This is a genomic window from Klebsiella sp. Sb-30, from assembly GCF_057652795.1.
The window spans coordinates 1,852,254-1,870,288 of record NZ_CM172749.1; the positions used below are offsets into that span (position 1 = coordinate 1,852,254).

An 18,035-nucleotide genomic window follows, 5' to 3' on the forward strand; every position below is an offset into this window, starting at 1 on the left:
GCACGATAGCGTTCCGGGGAAAATCAGTTTGCTTCGCGCTATATCCGTCGCTGACGACGGCGAACAGGGCGAGGGCGTTGGGTTTTCTCCACCGAGGCGATGCCGGTCAGATAATCAGCCAGGGCGGCAGGAGAAGGGTGGGTGAAGAGATCCAGCAACGTCAGGGTGGAAAATTCGTGACGCTGTAATAAAACGTGCAGTTGCACCAGATTCAGCGACGTTGCGCCCGCCTCAAAGAAGTTTTCAGCTGGGGTGACTGGCACGCCAGCCACTTCGCGGAAGGCGTCGCAAATCAGGCTGACCGTGCGTTCGTCCGCCGCACCGTGTGGCTGAGCGTGCTCAGGGCATACGCGCTGTGGGCGCTCTGCGCGTTGCCCCGCGTGCTCAGCAGGGGGCACCAGCGCGGCGAGCGGCCGTTGCCAGGCGCTTTCATCCTCGGCCATTCGGTTGAGCAATGCGCAATACTGTTCAAACTGGCGTTCCACCTGGCCCGAAGGAAACAGGGCAGCGACAAAATCCCAGTTGAAGCGCAGTTCGCCTTCGGACTCATAAACCTGGTGATCGAGCCAGACCTGCGGCGTCTGGGAAATGCCCCAGACCGGCTTGAGCAGATTGCGCCGGGCAAGGAAGTTATCCTGTTCAAAGCCCAGCGCGCTGGTAAAGACGACGGGCATCGAAACGGCGGGCACGTTTTGCCGCTGCGCCAGTTGACGCATCACGCGGATTGCCGACACATCGCGGTGGCTGAGGTTTTGGCTCAGTCGCTGCTGCAGTAACTGCGCGCTGTGCAACCAGCTCTCGCCGGGATGCCAGCTCAGCAGCATCAGCGAGGTGAAATCGCCGAGGATCTGGTTGATTTGCGGGTGCAGTGGCCGTCTGTCGAAAAGCGTAAGGTTAAGCGTGAAGTCAGGCTGCGCACTCCATGCAGAGAGAACCGTTGACCATACGGACAACAGCACGGCCGATGGGGTGAGGTGTGCGTCAGCCGCCCGTTTTTTCAGACGACGCCAGCGCGCACTGTCCATTGCACCGTTCAGGCGAGCGAAGCGCGGCGCCTCAACCTCCTGAGGCAAGCAGCGCAGCGGCAACGCAGGCGCTGGCGGAATATCATCAAGTCGCGCCTGCCACCAGGCCAGAGAGTCTGCATTGGGCGACTGGAGCGAGGATTGCTGTAGATAGTCCCTGAAGGTGACGGGAAGCGGCGGAGGGAGCTGTTGCGGATAGCGATAGCCGTGTTCCAGCTCCGCCAACAGGATCTGCATGCTCAGCCCGTCCAGCAGCAGATTATCCAGACACAGCCACAGGCGGGCGGGCATCCCGTCCACAAATCCGGCCTGGAGATCGAATACCGGCCAGACTTCGGGATTGAGTACCTGATGCGCCAGTTTTTCCCGTACCCGCAACGCCTCTTCAGGCGTATGGAAGGTGTGCGTGGGTATCACCCAAGGGGGCGTCTGTGCGAGAACCTGCTGTTGACCATCACGCACAACGGCGCGCAGCATATCGTGGCGGGCGATTAATCGGTTCCAGACCGTCTCCAGCCGGGTGATGTCCAGTTCGGCAATTTCAAATTCAACAAAGAAGTGAGAGCCGACGCCGCCCAGGGCAAAGCCCGGCTGACGCCCCACCAGGTAAGCCTGCTGCACGTCGGTAAGCGCAAAGGGCTGGTAGCGTTCTTCAGGGGAGTGGACAAATTGTTGTTCGACAGGAACGTCGATTTTACGCAGCGTGGCGGCAAAATCTGCCAGCCGGGGCTGATTAAACAGGTCGCTTAATTGCGCTTCGTAACCTGCCTGACGGAGTTGCCCGGTCAGACGGGTAGCCAGCAAACTATCGCCGCCTTGTTGGAAGAAGTCGGTCTCTCTGGTGACGGGGCCCGTCGATAAGAGTTGTTGCCAGAGGGTGGCAACCTGTTTTTCAATGTCGCCCCGAGGTAAATCCGCCTCGGCCCGGTTTTCCGCTTCCGGGGTATGACGCTGCTTCAGCGCCTGATAGTCAATTTTCCCGTTAGCCGTCAGCGGTAGGGCATCGAGGAAGACAATTCGTTGCGGCACCATCCACCCCGGCAAGCGTTCGGCGAGGGCGGCCTGAAGTTTACGAGGATCGCGACGCACCTGGCTATCAGGACATTGTACGAGGAAGCGTTGTAACCCCGCGACCTCATCGCCATGCTGGCAGTTGAAGGCGGCGGCGGTAAATAATGCCGCCCAGTCTGCGCTGTTATGGAGCAAAGCCTCCGGCTGCCCATCGGTTAACAGGAGCGTGCTGAGCAGGGCAGACGGCGTTAACTGACGAAACTCCATCACGTAGAGCAGTGCGCCGGGGGCGGCAAGCTGTTGTAATGTTGCCAGGAGAGCGGGGTCTTCTGGCAACAGACGATGCAGAGCGTTGTTAAGCCAGATAATGTCCGCCGAGTGGGCGTGCGCCGCCAGCGTGTCTGTATTCCAGGGGAGCAGCCGGGCGTCGGACCAGGGAGAAAGCCTCTGCCGGGCGTTCAGCAGCATCTCCTGGCTATGCTCAAGCCCGACATACTCAATCTGTTCAGCATTAAGCTGTGTTAACAGCGATTCTGCGGCGCGGCCAGTGCGGGTTCCCACCTCAAGCAGGCGTACCGGGCGCTGTAAACGTGGCGCAAGCCGTTGGCAAATTGTCGCCAGTTCCTGAATATACCAGGCGCTGGCCGGATGGTCGAAGGCCAGATTTTCCGGCGACCACCGGGCATCGTTCAGTAATGACAGTTCGTCGCGGGCGCCGCGAAGAATTTGCGCTAAGGTGACATCATGCCCGCTGAAATGCGGGTGTTCATCCTCACGTTCTTCATGAGCGCAGACTTGATACCCTTCAGCTACGGGCTTCAGGCGCTGTTGCGTAACGAGAAATGCTAACCAGCGCTCCACCACGGCCTGCCAGCGTGGCTGGATAGCGAGTGCGTTCATCAGGGAGAGCGGATCGGCGCCAGGGGTTTGACCCGGTTTCAGTTTTAACAGCCGATGCTGAAGGAAATCGGCGACCTGTTCGGCGGATATCTCTGGCGAGAGCGTGCAGCAGGGCAATGCGCCCGCAAGCGCGTGCCATGCCTGCGGTAGTGCCGGGTCTCGATGATGGGTAACGCAAAAATCCTCGCCTTGAGGAACAACATATGCCACCAGCGTCTTTTCTTTTTCGCCAACCGCCACCACGGTTGATTGTTTCACGCCCGTCAGCTGGCTGAGCGCGTTTTCTATTTCGCCCAGCTCGATGCGATATCCTCCGACTTTGACCTGCTTGTCACGACGACCGAGGAACTCTACTGTGCCGTCTGGCCAGTAGCAGCCGAGATCGCCGGTGCGATACCAGCGCTCGCCGGAGAGCGTCAAAAATTGCTGCTCGCTGCGCAGGGGATCGTTGAAATAGCCTTCCGCGACCCCGATGCCGCCAATCCATAATTCGCCTGACACCCAGTCAGGGCTGTCCCGGTTCTGTTCATCCACCACCCGGTAGCGTTGGTTGGTTAGAGGAAAACCGTAAGGGATGGCACGCCAGTGGTCAGGGACCTGCTTAACCTCGCAGACGTTAGACCAGATCGACGCCTCGGTGGCGCCGCCCATGGCGATAAATTGTCCTTGCGGCCGGAAGGCCCGATAACGGGCGGGGAGCGCAAGACCGATCCAGTCGCCGGAAAGCATCACCGCGCGCAGATTTTCCGGCGTGGCGTCGGTGAAACCTTCACACCAGGTCAGCAGCATATCGAACAGCGCCGGGACGCTGTTCCAGAGCGTGACATGATGGCGTTGGATCAGCTCACACCATGCGTGAGGATCGCGCCGTTGGTTTTCCATCACCATAACCAGCGCGCCGCCGGCGCTCAGCACGCCAAAAATGTCGTAAACCGATAAGTCAAAATGCAGGGCGGACAGCGCCAGCATCCTGTCTCCGGGGCCAACCTGATAGCGGCTATTGATGTCGTAACAGGTGTTGAGCGCTCCCCGGTGCGAAATGACTACGCCTTTCGGCGTGCCGGTAGAACCGGAGGTGTAGATAATGTAGGCCGGTTGCGTGGAGGCGCGTGCCACCGGGTTGGCGATCGGCTTCGCCTCAATGGCCTGCTGCCAGGCAAGGACGGGTATCGCGTCTGACCAGACGCCGGCGTCGTGCTGGCAAATGAGCACCAGCCGGACGCTGGCGTCAGCGTAGATTTTCTCGCGCCGGGCGGCGGGCTGGTCCAGCGAAACCGGAACGTAAACCGCGCCGGCCAGCAGGACGGCCAGAACGGCAACAAGTTGTCCCGCGCCTTTCGACATCGTGATAGCCACATTGTCGCCGGGCTGAACCCCGCACTCAATTAACCTGCCCGCGCAACGGTGGGCGTAGTCTGTCAGCTCACGATAACTCCACTGATAACGCATGTCCGTCACCGCCAGCGCCTGCGGCTGTTGCAGAGCGATACGGAAAATGCCTTCATGCAGCAAGCCTTTGGGAATGGGGCCGTCGGTGGCGTTGGCCCGTTCGCGTATCGCGCGCTGGCTGGCGGGCATCATATCGGCGAACGGCTTTTGCCAGGCGGTTTCGTCATCGCAGAGTTGGTTAATCAGCTGGCAGTAGGCGTCGAACAACGTCTCGACTAAGGCCGGAGGGAACAGCGCGTCGTTGCTGTCCCATTGCAGCCAGACCTCGCCTTGATGCTCGAACGCCAGATGATCTATCCAGACCTGCGGCGTTTGCGAGATGCCCCATTCAGGCTCGCCCAACGGTGACTCTGCGCGACTGCTGTAGAGGGAACGCCCCAGATTGCTGGTAAATACCACCGGGGCGCCGTGGGGGTAGCGCTGCTGGCGTTTGAGTTCACGGAGCAGTTCGACGCCGGACCAGTGGCGATGCTCCCAGTCTTCAGTAAACGTCAGCTGGTTTTTCCGCGCCAGGTTGCTGACGGTATCGCCGTCGCAGGCGGTATCCAGCAAAAGAATATTGGTGAAGTCGGCAAGCATTGCGTCAACCGCCGGGTGCAGCGGCTGGCGGTCGAATAAAGTGATGTTAAGCAGCAGACGCGTCAGGCCGCCCCAGCGAGCCAGAACGGCGGAAAAACAGGTCGCCAGTGCCATTGTCGGCGTGACGCCATATTCGCCAGCCCGTTGGCTAAAGACGTGCCAACGTGTTGCCGGGACAATCATGCGGCGCCGGGTATTACGGACTTCACGTAGCGTGGCGGGTTCGCAGGCCAGCGGCAAGACAGGCGCGGGAGGAAGCGTCGGTGCTTTCGCCAGCCAGTAGGCGCGCGCTTCGTCTCTCAGCGGTTGATTAATCTTCTGCTGGTGCAGTAAATACGAGCGGAAATCATAGCCGGTGTCGATAGCCGATAGCGATTCTCCGGCCAGCAGTGCGTTGAGTTCATCGAAGAAAAGCGTAAAGCTGGAGGCATCCATAATCAACAGGTCAATATTGACATGGAGGCGGTGGCGATTGTCCGGTAAGAGCGTTAGCTGAAAATCAAATGTTTCGCCGATCTCCACGCGTAAAAGACGGTGGCTCAGGCGCTGGCGCAGCGCTTGCAGATAGGTCTCGCGGCTTTCAGCATCATTATGGCGTAAATCATGAAGGGTGACGCCGTTCCAGTAAGGTTGCGGCAACCAGACCTGCTGCCCGTCGGGGCGAAAGGCGATATGCAGCATCGGGTGGCGTTGCAGCAAGGTCGTGATGGCCTGCTCCAGCTGCGACGCCGTCAGACAATGGCCTGCAAACTCCTGATACAGGTGGCACCCCACGCCGCCAAGCGTCTGTCCCGGCATACGGCCCGTCAGGTAGGCGTGCTGTACCGGCGTCAGAGGGAAGGGGGTACTTTCAGCCATTTTCGGCCAGGCGGTTTCGTCCGGCGGTGTTTCGTCGTCCGGTTTTTCAACACTACGGCTGCGCATCAACTGGCGCCATGCGGCCAGCGTGGGGGCGGCATACAGTTCGCGAAGGGTAAGGCGATAGCCTTTTTTACGGAACCAGTGTAACCATCTCATCAACCTGATTGAATCCAGGCCTGCCTGGATCAGATTGCTCTCTTCATGTAACTGCTGCGGCGTTAAATTCAGCTCCTGCATGAGCCGCTCGCGTAATTGTTGGTAATCAGCCGTGTGGCGGTTGCCCGGTAACAGCGAATCCTGAGAGGGTGCGCCAGAAATCATTCTTCCTCCTGATGGCACGTCTTACCAAAAAGCATTGTCTACATGAGAATAATAATTATTAACAATTGAGTGCTACCCGAAACGGGTTTATTTATGCCCGTTTCGGGTTGGCGGCAGGCAGAAAGCGCAGAGGCCCGGATGGGATATCCGGGCCTCTGTCAGGGAGGAATTGATGAGGAGACAACCCCGATTACATCACGCGTTTAAAGGTCGAAGGGGTAACACCAAACTGTTTCTGGAAGGCGGCAGAGAAATGGCTGGCGTTGGCATAGCCCAGATCGGCTGCCACCGTCATGACCGAGGTATTGCCATTGGCCAGGCGTCTTCTGGCTTCCTGCATGCGTTCTGCCTGAAACAGACCATAGACGCTGTTGTTGAACAGAACGCGGAACCCCCGCTTAATTTTGAGCACGCTCAGACCGGACTCTCTGGCCAGCTCTGCGACGCCCGGTGCTTGCGTCAGGTCTGCCAGCAGCAGATCCTTCGCCCGCAGCAGTTTCTGGCGTTCCATTGGGTTGAAGTGGCAGGAGAGGCAACCGGTGTCTTCGCGATGTTCATCCAGCACCAGACTGAGCATCACCAGACTTTGTCCCTGTAGCCAAAGCGTCGACGGCTTTTGCTCATGACTGAAGCCGCTGTGCATCCGCATCAGCGCGTGACGCAAGGCTTGAGCCGTTAAGTGGGTTTCAGCATTACAACGCTGCTGCTGACAGCAGCAGTGGGAGTCGATCTTCTTCTTAATGACCGCGCTAATATCCGGCACCCACAGCGCGAGGGTTTCAGGGCTGAAGGAGAGCGTAATGCTCTCGAAGCGGCCACAATAGGAGGCGCTGCCGCGACAGCCGGGCGTATGGGTAATGTAATGGCGATTACGCGCAAGCTCCCAGTCGGTATGGCGTCTGAGTCCCTGGATAGCAAAGTGAGATGTGCCTTCCAGAATGCACGAGAAGTTAATCCTGCCCAGATCGTCATGTAGCTGCAACGTCTCAGGCCGCGCAAAATTCCCCCTCCAGAGCAAAATATCCATCCCTTCCTGCAACGAACAGCGTAGCAGTTCACACTGGGCAGGAATATTGCCATCCTTTACGGGTTTCCCGGCTACCAACTGATGAATAGAGATTTCAGATTGCGTTTGTGGTGACTCCGTCATGACCTGGTTATCTCCCTGTGGCTTAGTCCAATGCGGGTATATACCCGTCATACTTCAAGCTGCATGTGCGTTGATTGGGTTACTCGGCTCATTCATGAGCCTTACCCTGGCGGGCCGCCGCGACACGGCATTCAACTCTGTTCCAGACAGATTTGTCCCGCCCCCCCGTCAATGATTGCTATAAATTTCTGGGATTCCCTCGCTTGCCGCCTTCCTGCAACTCGAACTATTTAGGGTAAAAATAGAACCGAATGGGGTAGATGAGTAATTGATAATGGTTATTATTCACATTAATTATCAGAACGCCACTCTGAATTGTCGTTTTTGGTGTGCGTAAAAATTCATCAGGAAATTCAGCCATTCCCATGTCATCTCAATCATCAAATACTGAATCGCTATCCCGATTTCCGCTCTGGCAGGTGATTACACCGGTTCGCCGGAAGGTTATTTTAGCGATGGCGCTGGCGGGGCTGGCGGCATTAACCAGCCTGGGAGCGCTCCTTTTTCTGGCGTGGAGTCTGCGCGACATCCGCGCGACGCCTGACGCGATTCCTGCCTGGCCGCTGAGTGGCCTGATTGGCTGCGTGGTATTGACTTTTGTCCTGCGCCTGCAGGCATTCAATATCTCTCATTACGCGGCTTTTCATCTGGAGAACATTCTGCGCAGCAGGTTAGCCCGTAAAGCATTGCAGCTTTCGCCTGGCGCGTTACAGCAAATGGGCAGCGGATCAGTGGCGAAAGTGATGCTGGATGATGTGAAGTCGTTACATATTTTTGTGGCTGACAGCACGCCGCTCTACGCCCGCGCGGTCATCATGCCGCTGGCGACTATCGTTATCTTGTTCTGGCTGGATTGGCGACTGGCTATCGCGACGCTGGGGGTACTGGCGTTTGGCTCGGTTGTTCTCGTGCTCGCCCGCCAGCGTTCGGAAGATTTGGCCCAGCGTTATCATCAGGCGCGCGAGCAAGTCAGCGCGGCGGTTATTGAGTTCGTGCAGGCCATGCCCGTAGTGAGAACGTTTGACAGCGGCAGCAGCAGTTTTTTGCGCTACCAACATGCCCTTGAAGAGTGGGTTGGCGTGCTCAAAACCTGGTATCGCAAAGCCGGTTTTTCAGCACGTTTTTCATTCTCGATTCTGAATCCTCTCCCGACCTTATTTGTCCTGATCTGGTCGGGATACGGCCTGTTGCACTATGGCGGTTTCGACTTTATCGCGTGGGTGGCCGTTTTACTGCTCGGCAGCGGAATGGCCGAAGCCGTGATGCCAATGATGATGCTCAATAACCTGGTCGCGCAAACGCGTTTAAGCATTCAGCGTATTTATCAGGTTCTCGCAATGCCGGAGTTATCGCTGCCGCTATCTGACCAACAGCCGAAAGAGGCGAGTATTACCTTTGAGCAGGTGAGCTTCCATTATCCGCAAGCGCGGGCTGATGCCGCGTTGCAGGAGGTGAGCTTTCATGTACCTGCCGGGCAAATTGTGGCGCTGGTCGGGCCAAGCGGCGCCGGGAAAAGCACCGTGGCACGCTTGTTGCTGCGTTACGCCGATCCCGACAAAGGCCACATCCGTATTGGCGGCGTGGATCTTCGCGATATGCAGACGAACACCTTGATGAAGCAACTCTCTTTTGTGTTTCAGGATAACTTCCTTTTTGCCGACACAATCGCCAATAACATTCGTCTGGGCGCGCCGGATACGCCGCTGGAGGCGGTAGTCGCGGCGGCCAGGGTGGCGCAGGCCCATGAATTTATTAGCGCACTGCCAGAGGGGTACAACACGCGAGTCGGGGAACGCGGGGTATTTCTCTCCGGCGGTCAGCGACAGCGCATCACCATCGCCCGGGCGCTTTTGCAGGACCGCCCCATCCTGGTGCTCGATGAGGCGACGGCGTTTGCTGACCCGGAAAACGAAGCCGCGCTTATCAAGGCGCTGGCGGCGGCGATGCGCGGCCGGACGGTCATCATGGTCGCGCATCGCCTCTCAATGGTGACTCAGGCTGATGTGATATTGCTGTTTTCCGACGGTCGGCTCAGGGAAATGGGCAACCATGCGCAACTTCTGGAACAGGGCGGCTTGTATCAACGGCTCTGGCAACACTATCAGCAGGCGCAGCGTTGGGTACCGGGTGGCGTACAGGAAGAGGGAGTGGAAAATGGAAGACAATAATCCTGCGGATAACCTGGCCTGGCGCGTCATCTGGCGTCAGCTTATCTCCAGCGTTGGCAGCCAGGCCGGGATGCTGCGGCGCAGTATGCTGGCGCTATTGCTGGCGGCATTCATGCAGGGGATCGCCTTTGCCTGTCTTTATCCGATCATTGATGCGCTGTTACGGGGGGATGCATCGTCACTTCTCAACTGGGCAGTGGCCTTCAGCGTTGCCGCGATTGTGACGCTGGCGCTACGTTGGTATGGCCTGGGCTTTGAATACCGCGGCCATCTGGCGCAGGCTACCCATGAGTTACGTCTGCGCCTGGGCGAGCAATTACGCCGCGTGCCGCTGGAGAAACTCCAGCGCGGACGGGCAGGGGAAATGAACGCTTTGCTGCTGGGCAGCGTGGATGAAAACCTTAATTATGTTATTGCGATAGCCAATATTTTGTTACTCACCCTTGTTACGCCATTGACGGCGTCGCTGGCGACTTTGTGGATAGACTGGCGGCTGGGGCTGGTGATGCTACTGGTCTTCCCTCTGCTGGTGCCGTTTTATTACTGGCGCCGTCCGGTGATGCGGCGACAGATGCAGATGCTGGGGAAAGCGCATCAGCAGCTGAGCGGTGATATCGTTGAATTTGCTCAGGGGATGATGGTATTGCGTACCTGCGGTAGCGATGCCGATAAAAGCCGGGCGCTGCTGGCGCATTTCGATGCGCTGGAAAACTTACAGACCCGCACTCACCGTCAGAGCGCTGGCGCGACGATGTTGATCGCCAGCGTCGTAGAGCTGGGTCTGCAGGTGGTGGTGTTATCCGGGATCGTCTGGGTGGTGACGGGGACCCTGAACCTCGCCTTCCTGATTGCCGCCGTCGCGATGATTATGCGCTTCGCAGAACCGATGGCGATGTTTATCAGCTACACCTCGGTCGTGGAACTGATCGCCAGCGCCCTCCAGCGGATTGAGCAGTTTATGGCGATTGCGCCGCTTGCCGTCACAGAACAAAGCGAGCTGCCGGAACGTTACGATATCCGTTTTGATCATGTCAGCTATCGCTACGAAGAAGGCGACGGGCAGGCACTCAATAACGTTTCTTTGACGTTCCCCGCAGCCAGTATGAGCGCGCTGGTGGGCGCCTCTGGGGCAGGCAAAACCACGGTCACAAAACTGTTAATGCGCTACGCCGATCCGCAGCAAGGACAGATTTCTATTGGCGGCGTCGATATTCGCCGCCTGAGGCCAGAACAGCTCAATAGCCTGATTTCTGTTGTTTTCCAGGATGTCTGGCTGTTTGATGACACGCTGCTGGCGAATATCCGTATCGCGCGCCCACAGGCGACGCAGCAGGAGGTGGAGGAAGCCGCCCGCGCGGCGCAGTGCCTTGAGTTTATTTCCCGTCTTCCGCAAGGCTGGTTGACGCCAATGGGTGAGATGGGTGGGCAGTTATCGGGCGGCGAGCGCCAGCGGATTTCCATTGCCCGAGCGTTATTGAAAAATGCGCCGGTCGTCATTCTTGATGAACCGACCGCCGCGCTGGATATTGAAAGCGAACTGGCGGTACAGAAAGCTATCGATAACCTGGTTCACAATCGGACGGTGATTATTATCGCCCATCGTTTATCAACCATCGCCGGAGCGGGAAACATCCTGGTGATGGAAGAGGGGCGCGTGGTTGAGCAGGGCACTCACGCGCAATTGCTCTCCCGTCATGGACGTTATCAGGCGCTGTGGCAAGCGCAAATGGCCGCGCGCGCGTGGCGCGACGAAGGGGCTTCTGCGCCTGGAGAATGGGCTCATGAGTGACCTTCAGTCGAATGTGAAACCGCTGACGTTAACAACCGGGCGGGTGATTTTTGCTATTGCCGGCGTTTATGTGACGCAGAGTCTGGTATCGGCGCTGTCTATGCAGTCCTTACCCGCGCTGGTGCGCGCTGCCGGCGGATCGCTGGCGCTTGCTGGAGCGACAACGCTGTTTATGTTGCCCTGGGCGCTGAAGTTTATTTGGGCGCCGTGGATCGAGCGCTGGCGGCTCCCGCCCGATAGCCCGGAGCGCCGTTCCCGCATGTTAATCCTGCGTGGTCAGGTCGCGTTAGCGGCGCTCCTGATGATGGCCGCAGCGATCGGCTGGTTCGGGCGAGAAGGGGGATTTCCCGATACGCAAATCGTGGCGTTATTTGTTCTGTTCATGGTGGCAGGCACGGTCGCCTCCACCATTGATATCGCCAGCGACGGTTTTTGCGTCGATCAGCTGACCCGCGCGGGTTATGGCTGGGGAAACAGCGTGCAGGTTGGCGGTAGCTATCTGGGGATGATGTGCGGTGGCGGGGTGTTCCTGATGCTGTCGGCGGCATCCGGCTGGCCTGTCGCCATGCTGATCATGGCGCTGCTGATTATGGTGCTGTCACTCCCGCTGTGGCGCATTACGGAGCCGACGCGAACGGTGACGGTCCCGCATGTTCCGGCGTTAGGTTATGCGCTAAGGCGAAGACAGGCGCGTCTGGGCTTACTGCTGGTATTGATGCTGAATTCCGGTATGCGGTTTGTGCTGCCTCTTCTGGCGCCGCTGTTGTTGGATCATGGGCTGAGTATGTCAGCGCTGGGTGCGCTGTTTAGCGGCGGTAATATTGCGGCGGGCATAGCAGGAACGCTGGCCGGCGGATTACTGATGAAGTACACCTCACCCGGCAGAGCGCTGTTGACGGCTTATGGCGTCCAGGGGATCGCACTGCTGGCGGTGGTGGTGACGCTGATGATGGCGCCGGGTCATCTGCTGTTGCCCGTTCTCCAGTGTCTGGTCATTATCCAGTCCATTTCGCTGGCCTGCGCGCTGGTCTGTCTTTATGCCACGCTGATGTCGCTTTCATCACCCTTACAGGCCGGCGTCGACTTCACCCTCTTTCAATGTACTGACGCGGCAATCGCCATTCTGGCTGGCGTTGTCGGCGGCATTGTGGCCCAACATTTTGGCTATGCGGCCTGCTTCCTGTTTGCCGGGATATTCACGTTACTGGCGGCGTGGGTTGCCCATATCCGGCTGCATTCGGCAAACAAACTGATGACCAGCTCAATTGATTGAACCGGGAATAACACAGAGAGGTAAGGGATGAAAATCAGTGAATTTTTACACCTGGCGCTACCAGAGGAACAATGGCTGCCGACGATTTCTGGCGTCTTACGCCAGTTCGGAGATGAAGAGTGCTATGTCTACGAGCGTCAACCCTGTTGGTATTTAGGTAAAGGATGCCTGGCACGGTTGCACATTAATGCCGACGGAACGCAGGCGACATTCATTGATGATGCCGGGGAGCAAAAATGGGCGGTGGATTCCATTGTCGACTGCGCGCGTCGTTTTATGGCGCATCCGCAGGTGCAAGGGCGTCGGGTATATGGGCTGGTTGGGTTCAACTTTGCGGCGCATGCGCGGGGGATTGCCTTCGACGCCGGCGAGTGGCCGCTGCTGACATTAACCGTTCCCCGGGAAGAGCTTGTGTTTGAAAAGGGAAATGTCACCGTTTATACGGACTCCGCTGAGGGATGTCGACGTCTGTGCGAGTGGGTAAAAGAGGCCAGTACAACCACGCGAGGGGACTCCATGGCTGTGGATACCGCCCTCAATGGTGAGGTGTATAAACAACAGGTGGCGCGCGCCGTTGCGGAGATCAGCCGGGGCGAATATGTCAAAGTGATTATCTCGCGCGCCATTCCGCTGCCATCGCGGATTGATATGCCCGCCACCCTGTTATACGGGCGGCAGGCAAACACGCCCACGCGGTCGTTTATGTTCCGCCAGCAAGGACGCGAAGCGCTAGGGTTTAGCCCGGAGCTGGTGATGTCGGTAACGGGCAATAAAGTGGTCACTGAACCGCTTGCGGGCACCCGCGATCGCATGGGAAGCCTGGAGCAAAATAAGGCGAAAGAGGCAGAGCTGCTGCACGACAGTAAAGAGGTGCTTGAGCATATCCTTTCTGTCAAAGAAGCGCTTGCTGAACTGGCGGTGGTTTGCCGGCCGGGCAGCGTGGTGGTTGAAGATTTAATGTCGGTCCGCAAGCGTGGCAGCGTTCAGCATCTGGGCTCTGGCGTGAGCGGTCAGCTTGCGGAAAACAAAGATGCCTGGGATGCATTTACCGTGCTGTTCCCGTCGATTACCGCCTCGGGTATCCCTAAAAATGCTGCTCTGAACGCCATTATGCGAATTGAGAAGACCCCGCGAGAGCTCTATTCCGGCGCAATCCTGCTACTGGAAGATGCGCGCTTCGATGCGGCGTTAGTCCTGCGTTCCGTATTTCAGGACAGTCAACGGTGCTGGATACAGGCGGGAGCAGGGATCATTGCCCAATCTACGCCGGAACGTGAACTGACGGAAACCCGGGAGAAATTAGCGAGCATTGCGCCCTATCTCATGGTATCGGAGTGATGGCTAAGCCGTTCCGGTCGTCCCTCCGGGACAAGGGCGGAAGAGTGGCGCCGATGGGCGATGTCATCACGTCATCGCGACTGGTCACCGTGTTGCTGTTGATTAATCCCTGATGGATGGCCTGGCGCTTGTTATTACCGTGGTACTGCCGTCTGCAGGAAGCCACTTCCCGCAGAACTTTTCTTCAATCCCTTTCAGTCGGTCAATGAGATGACGAGTTTTATTGGCGGTCGAACTGACCTGTCCGGATTTGACGACGCATTTTGCCGATGCTGAGGATGACATCAAAACGCAGCGGGAAAATTTTCACGCTAGCTTATTGAATCAACGCGATATAAGGATTCATAAGGATACGCCAAAGCAAAAAGCCCGCTTAAGTTTCCTTAAGCGGGCTTCTTAAATATGGCTCCTCTGACTGGACTCGAACCAGTGACATACGGATTAACAGTCCGCCGTTCTACCGACTGAACTACAGAGGAATCGTGTGAACGGGGCGCATATTAACGACGGCGCATGACCTTGTCAAAGACAGAATCACCCGAATCTGTTTGATTGCTGACAATTTCAGCAATGGCGATGCGTTTGCGCTGTTTTCCATCAATGCGCACCGTTGTGGTGCACATATACCCCTAATGGAGCATAGCGTAATCCGCTTACCGGGCAAATAAATGCTCTGTTGCTATCAGAATCGCTTATCACGCCGCCTGGCGCGGCCTTTGCACCGTTGCGAAAAAACTGGCAAGCAAATTGCAAAACCTCTGTAACTCAATAGCCAGCGTTGGTACTGGCTTTCCTTACAGGAGGCAAAATGAACTTAAGACGACTGAAGTATTTTGTGAAAATCGTCGATATCGGCAGTCTGACTCAGGCTGCTGAAGTCTTGCACATCGCACAACCGGCGCTGAGCCAGCAGGTGGCGACCCTGGAAGGCGAACTGGACCAGCAGCTGCTGATTCGGACAAAGCGCGGCGTGACGCCGACCGAAGCCGGGAAGATTCTCTACACCCATGCGCGCACAATTCTGCGTCAGTGCGAGCAGGCGCAGCTGGCGGTGAATAACGTGGGTCATACGCTCAGCGGCCAGGTCTCGATTGGCCTTGCGCCGGGGACCGCGGCTTCTGCCATTACCATGCCGCTGCTGCAGACGGTCCGCAATGAGCTGCCTGAAGTGATGGTCTACCTGCAGGAAAGTAGCGGGACAATCCTGAACGACAAATTGCTCAGCGGCCAGCTGGATATGGCCGTGCTCTACGAGCGCTCGCCGGTTGCTGGCATCATCAGCCAGCCTTTGTTGAAAGAAGATCTTTATCTGGTGGGAACCCGCGATTGCCCGGGCCAGAGCGTCGATCTGACCGCAGTGGCGGAGATGAACCTGTTCCTGCCGCGCGATTACAGCGCAGTACGTGCGCGAGTGACGGAAGCGTTCACCCTGCGTCGTCTGTCGGCGAAAATTATCGGCGAAATCGAATCCATTACGACGCTAACCGCGGCGATTGCCAGCGGAATGGGCGTCACCGTGCTGCCTGAGTCCGCGGCGCGATCGCTGTGCGGGGCGGCAAACGGCTGGATGGCGCGGATCAGTACCCCATCGATGAGTCTGTCGTTATCGCTGAACATGTCGGCGAAGGGCAGCCTGTCGCCGCAGGCACAGGCGGTGAAAGAGATTCTGCTTTCGCTGGTGAGTCGTCCTTCGCTGGAGAATCGTGAATTGTTGTTGGTAAGTTAATCTATATTCCCGAAAGGAATAAGTTGCTGGTTTTTATTATTTGTTAGTAAGGACAACAGACTTTAACAATAGAGCATATGTTATGTCTGATAGCCCGGAGGAAAGGGTGAATTTCCAGCAACTAAAAATTATTCGTGAGGCTGCCCGTCAGGACTACAACCTGACGGAAGTCGCAAATATGCTGTATACATCGCAATCGGGCGTGAGCCGTCATATTCGTGAACTGGAAGAAGAGCTGGGGATCGAGATCTTCATCCGACGCGGTAAGCGTCTGCTGGGGATGACGGAGCCGGGTAAAGCGCTCTTATCCATTGCCGAACGCATTCTCAATGAAGCCAGCAATGTCCGCCGTCTTGCCGACCTGTTTACCAATGATGCCTCCGGCGTGCTTACGATTGCGACGACTCATACCCAGGCGCGCTACAGCCTGCCGCCGGTGATTAAAGCTTTCCGGGAGCTCTTTTCCGATGTGCGGCTGGAGCTGATTCAGGGTACCCCTCAGGAGATTGAAGCGCTATTGCATAACGGTGGCGCAGATATCGGTATCGCCAGTGAACGTCTGAGTAACGATCCGACTCTGGTGGCTTTTCCCTGGTTCCGCTGGCATCACAGCCTGCTGGTGCCGAAAGATCACCCGCTGGTGCAAACCACCCCTTTAACCCTGGAAGCTATTTCCCGCTGGCCGTTAATTACCTACCGCCAGGGCATCACCGGGCGCTCGCGTATTGATGAAGCCTTTAACCGTAAAGGGCTGATGCCGGATATTGTCCTTAGCGCACAGGACTCCGATGTCATTAAAACCTATGTTGAGCTCGGACTCGGCGTCGGGCTGGTGGCGGAACAATCGGGCGATGCCCGGGAGTCAGACACCTTCACCCGCCTGGAAACCCGGCACCTTTTCGATGCCAATACCGTCTGGTTAGGGCTTAAACGCGGGCAGCTACAGCGTAATTACGTCTGGCGGTTTATCGAGCTGTGCAACGCCGGGCTGTCGCTGGATGAAATTAAACGCCAGGCAATGGAGCCGGAAGAAGCGGCCATTGATTATCAGATTTAAAATGCCATCGCGGTGGCGGATAAAGGAACAGCGGTCCGCTGCCACGAGGAGGTGAGAAAAACGCTATAATTCATTCACGATTGTCGCGACTGAGGAAGGGAAATAAATGGTGCGGCGTGTGAAATGGTTTTGCTCTCTTTTAGTTATTCTCTCAAGCCAGTGTGCGCTGGCCGTCAGTTATCCGCTGCCGCCGGAAGGAAGCCGCCTGGTGGGAAGCCCGCAGCGGGTTACCGTACCGCACAACAATACGCAACCGTTGGAGGCCTTTGCGGCGCAATATGGCCAGGGGCTGAGCAACATGCTGGAGGCCAACCCCGGCGTTGATGTCTTTCTCCCGAAGTCGGGGACGACGCTGGTGATCCCGCAGCAGTTGATTTTACCTGACACGGTTCGCGAAGGTATTGTGATCAACGTTGCGGAAATGCGCCTCTATTACTATCCGCCGGAAGGCAACACCGTTGAAGTTTTGCCGATTGGCATCGGCCAGGCGGGGCGCGAAACGCCGCGCAACTGGGTGACGACCGTAGAACGTAAGCAGGAAGCGCCGACCTGGACGCCAACGGCTAATACCCGGCGTGAATATGCCCGCCGAGGTGAGAGCCTGCCAGCGTTCGTTCCGGCGGGGCCGGATAACCCAATGGGACTGTACGCAATTTATATCGGCAGGTTGTACGCGATTCATGGCACCAATGCCAATTTTGGTATCGGGCTGCGCGTCAGTCAGGGATGCATTCGCTTACGTAATGACGATATCAAATATCTGTTCGATAACGTCCCGGTTGGCACTCGCGTGCAGATTATCGATCGGCCGGTGAAGTTTACCGCAGAGCCGGACGGTAGCCGCTGGGTGGAAGTTCATGAGCCGCTATCGCGTAACCGCGCAGAATACGAATCTGACAGGAAAGTGCCGTTACCCACGACCACAGGCATCCAGGCGTTTGTGAAGGGGGAAGGTGTCAATGTGATTCGGGCGGAGCAGGCTCTCGAACGACGCTCCGGAATGCCGGTCAATATCAGCGAGGCCGGCACGCAAAGTCATATCGGGAGCTAGCGAGCCCGCTTCTTTTGGGTCCTTTGTAGCATAAGGCATGACTGACCTGCGGTTTTTTCAGATCAAAATTTAGTCTCCGGTATTATTTATGACAGGCCAGGGCCAGAAGATCGCTCTGGCCTGTCATTTTCAACAAATTATCTATTTTATCAATGTAATACAGATAATTTTACAACCAATCATACCCGCCCCAAAGCATGAAACCCGTCTCTGTCAGCCGGGAATGTCTTCATTTGTCATGCCTCTTTGAAGCCACTTTCTTTCGCGCCTTAGCGGGATCATTTCCAGGAATATCCCCCTGTTCATTTCGTGACCCGACTCCCATTTTATCCATTTT

General features: G+C 57.1%; 9 protein-coding genes and 1 tRNA gene. 7 read left to right on the forward strand and 3 right to left on the reverse strand.

The window, feature by feature from the left end; genetic code table 11:
* Positions 1–38: 38 nt before the first annotated feature.
* Together irp2 and ybtA are read right to left on the reverse strand one after the other, a co-directional pair.
* Positions 39–6,146 (reverse strand): yersiniabactin non-ribosomal peptide synthetase HMWP2, encoded by a 6,108-nt coding sequence (irp2, locus tag AC236I_RS08645; RefSeq protein WP_487608760.1) that lies wholly within the window; start codon positions 6,144–6,146, stop codon positions 39–41.
* A gap of 190 nt (positions 6,147–6,336) precedes the next feature.
* Complete coding sequence (ybtA, locus tag AC236I_RS08650; protein WP_004864402.1) at positions 6,337–7,296, reverse strand: yersiniabactin transcriptional regulator YbtA; 960 nt, start codon at positions 7,294–7,296, stop codon at positions 6,337–6,339.
* 455 nt (positions 7,297–7,751) lie between these two features.
* Between ybtA and ybtP the strand changes: the two genes are divergently transcribed.
* From ybtP to ybtS, 4 genes are read left to right on the forward strand one after another with little or no spacing between them, the layout of a single operon-like run.
* Positions 7,752–9,464, forward strand: coding sequence for a yersiniabactin ABC transporter ATP-binding/permease protein YbtP (gene ybtP / locus AC236I_RS08655; protein ID WP_044348105.1), 1,713 nt, complete (start codon positions 7,752–7,754; stop codon positions 9,462–9,464).
* A complete protein-coding gene (gene ybtQ, locus AC236I_RS08660) occupies positions 9,451–11,253 on the forward strand; it encodes a yersiniabactin ABC transporter ATP-binding/permease protein YbtQ (protein WP_487608761.1) in 1,803 nt (600 codons plus the stop codon). Before ybtP ends, ybtQ begins: the two co-directional genes overlap by 14 nt.
* Positions 11,246–12,526: a yersiniabactin-associated zinc MFS transporter YbtX gene (gene ybtX, locus AC236I_RS08665; protein ID WP_004864395.1), complete on the forward strand. Its 1,281-nt coding sequence runs from the start codon at positions 11,246–11,248 to the stop codon at positions 12,524–12,526. The genes ybtQ and ybtX overlap by 8 nt, the downstream gene beginning before the upstream one ends.
* 27 nt (positions 12,527–12,553) lie before the next feature.
* A complete protein-coding gene (ybtS, locus tag AC236I_RS08670) occupies positions 12,554–13,864 on the forward strand; it encodes a yersiniabactin biosynthesis salicylate synthase Irp9/YbtS (protein ID WP_487608762.1) in 1,311 nt (436 codons plus the stop codon).
* A 403-nt stretch (positions 13,865–14,267) separates the two neighbouring features.
* On the opposite strand, the gene AC236I_RS08675 is transcribed toward ybtS, so the two are convergent.
* Positions 14,268–14,343: transfer RNA gene (locus AC236I_RS08675), tRNA-Asn, on the reverse strand.
* Between the two features lie 329 nt (positions 14,344–14,672).
* Between AC236I_RS08675 and nac the strand changes: the two genes are divergently transcribed.
* The 3 genes from nac to ldtA all read left to right on the forward strand — a co-directional run bounded on the left by nac (position 14,673) and on the right by ldtA (position 17,698).
* Positions 14,673–15,590 carry a nitrogen assimilation transcriptional regulator NAC gene (gene nac / locus AC236I_RS08680; RefSeq protein WP_004864391.1) on the forward strand — a complete coding sequence of 306 codons (918 nt, stop codon included), beginning with the start codon at positions 14,673–14,675 and terminating at the stop codon, positions 15,588–15,590.
* A 106-nt stretch (positions 15,591–15,696) separates the two neighbouring features.
* Entirely contained in the window at positions 15,697–16,647 is a 951-nt protein-coding gene (cbl, locus tag AC236I_RS08685; protein ID WP_015583978.1) for an HTH-type transcriptional regulator Cbl, read from the forward strand.
* Between the two features lie 106 nt (positions 16,648–16,753).
* Positions 16,754–17,698: a L,D-transpeptidase gene (ldtA, locus tag AC236I_RS08690; RefSeq protein WP_113990992.1), complete on the forward strand. Its 945-nt coding sequence runs from the start codon at positions 16,754–16,756 to the stop codon at positions 17,696–17,698.
* Positions 17,699–18,035: the final 337 nt, after the last annotated feature.

Bases quoted from the DNA above. Each gene is read 5' to 3' on its own strand.
- irp2 (WP_487608760.1), bottom strand. From the start codon at position 6,146: ATGATTTCTGGCGCACCCTCTCAGGATTCGCTGTTACCGGGCAACCGC.
- ybtA (WP_004864402.1), bottom strand. From the start codon at position 7,296: ATGACGGAGTCACCACAAACGCAATCTGAAATCTCTATTCATCAGTTG.
- ybtP (WP_044348105.1), top strand. From the start codon at position 7,752: ATGGCGCTGGCGGGGCTGGCGGCATTAACCAGCCTGGGAGCGCTCCTT.
- ybtQ (WP_487608761.1), top strand. From the start codon at position 9,451: ATGGAAGACAATAATCCTGCGGATAACCTGGCCTGGCGCGTCATCTGG.
- ybtX (WP_004864395.1), top strand. From the start codon at position 11,246: ATGAGTGACCTTCAGTCGAATGTGAAACCGCTGACGTTAACAACCGGG.
- ybtS (WP_487608762.1), top strand. From the start codon at position 12,554: ATGAAAATCAGTGAATTTTTACACCTGGCGCTACCAGAGGAACAATGG.
- nac (WP_004864391.1), top strand. From the start codon at position 14,673: ATGAACTTAAGACGACTGAAGTATTTTGTGAAAATCGTCGATATCGGC.
- ldtA (WP_113990992.1), top strand. From the start codon at position 16,754: ATGGTGCGGCGTGTGAAATGGTTTTGCTCTCTTTTAGTTATTCTCTCA.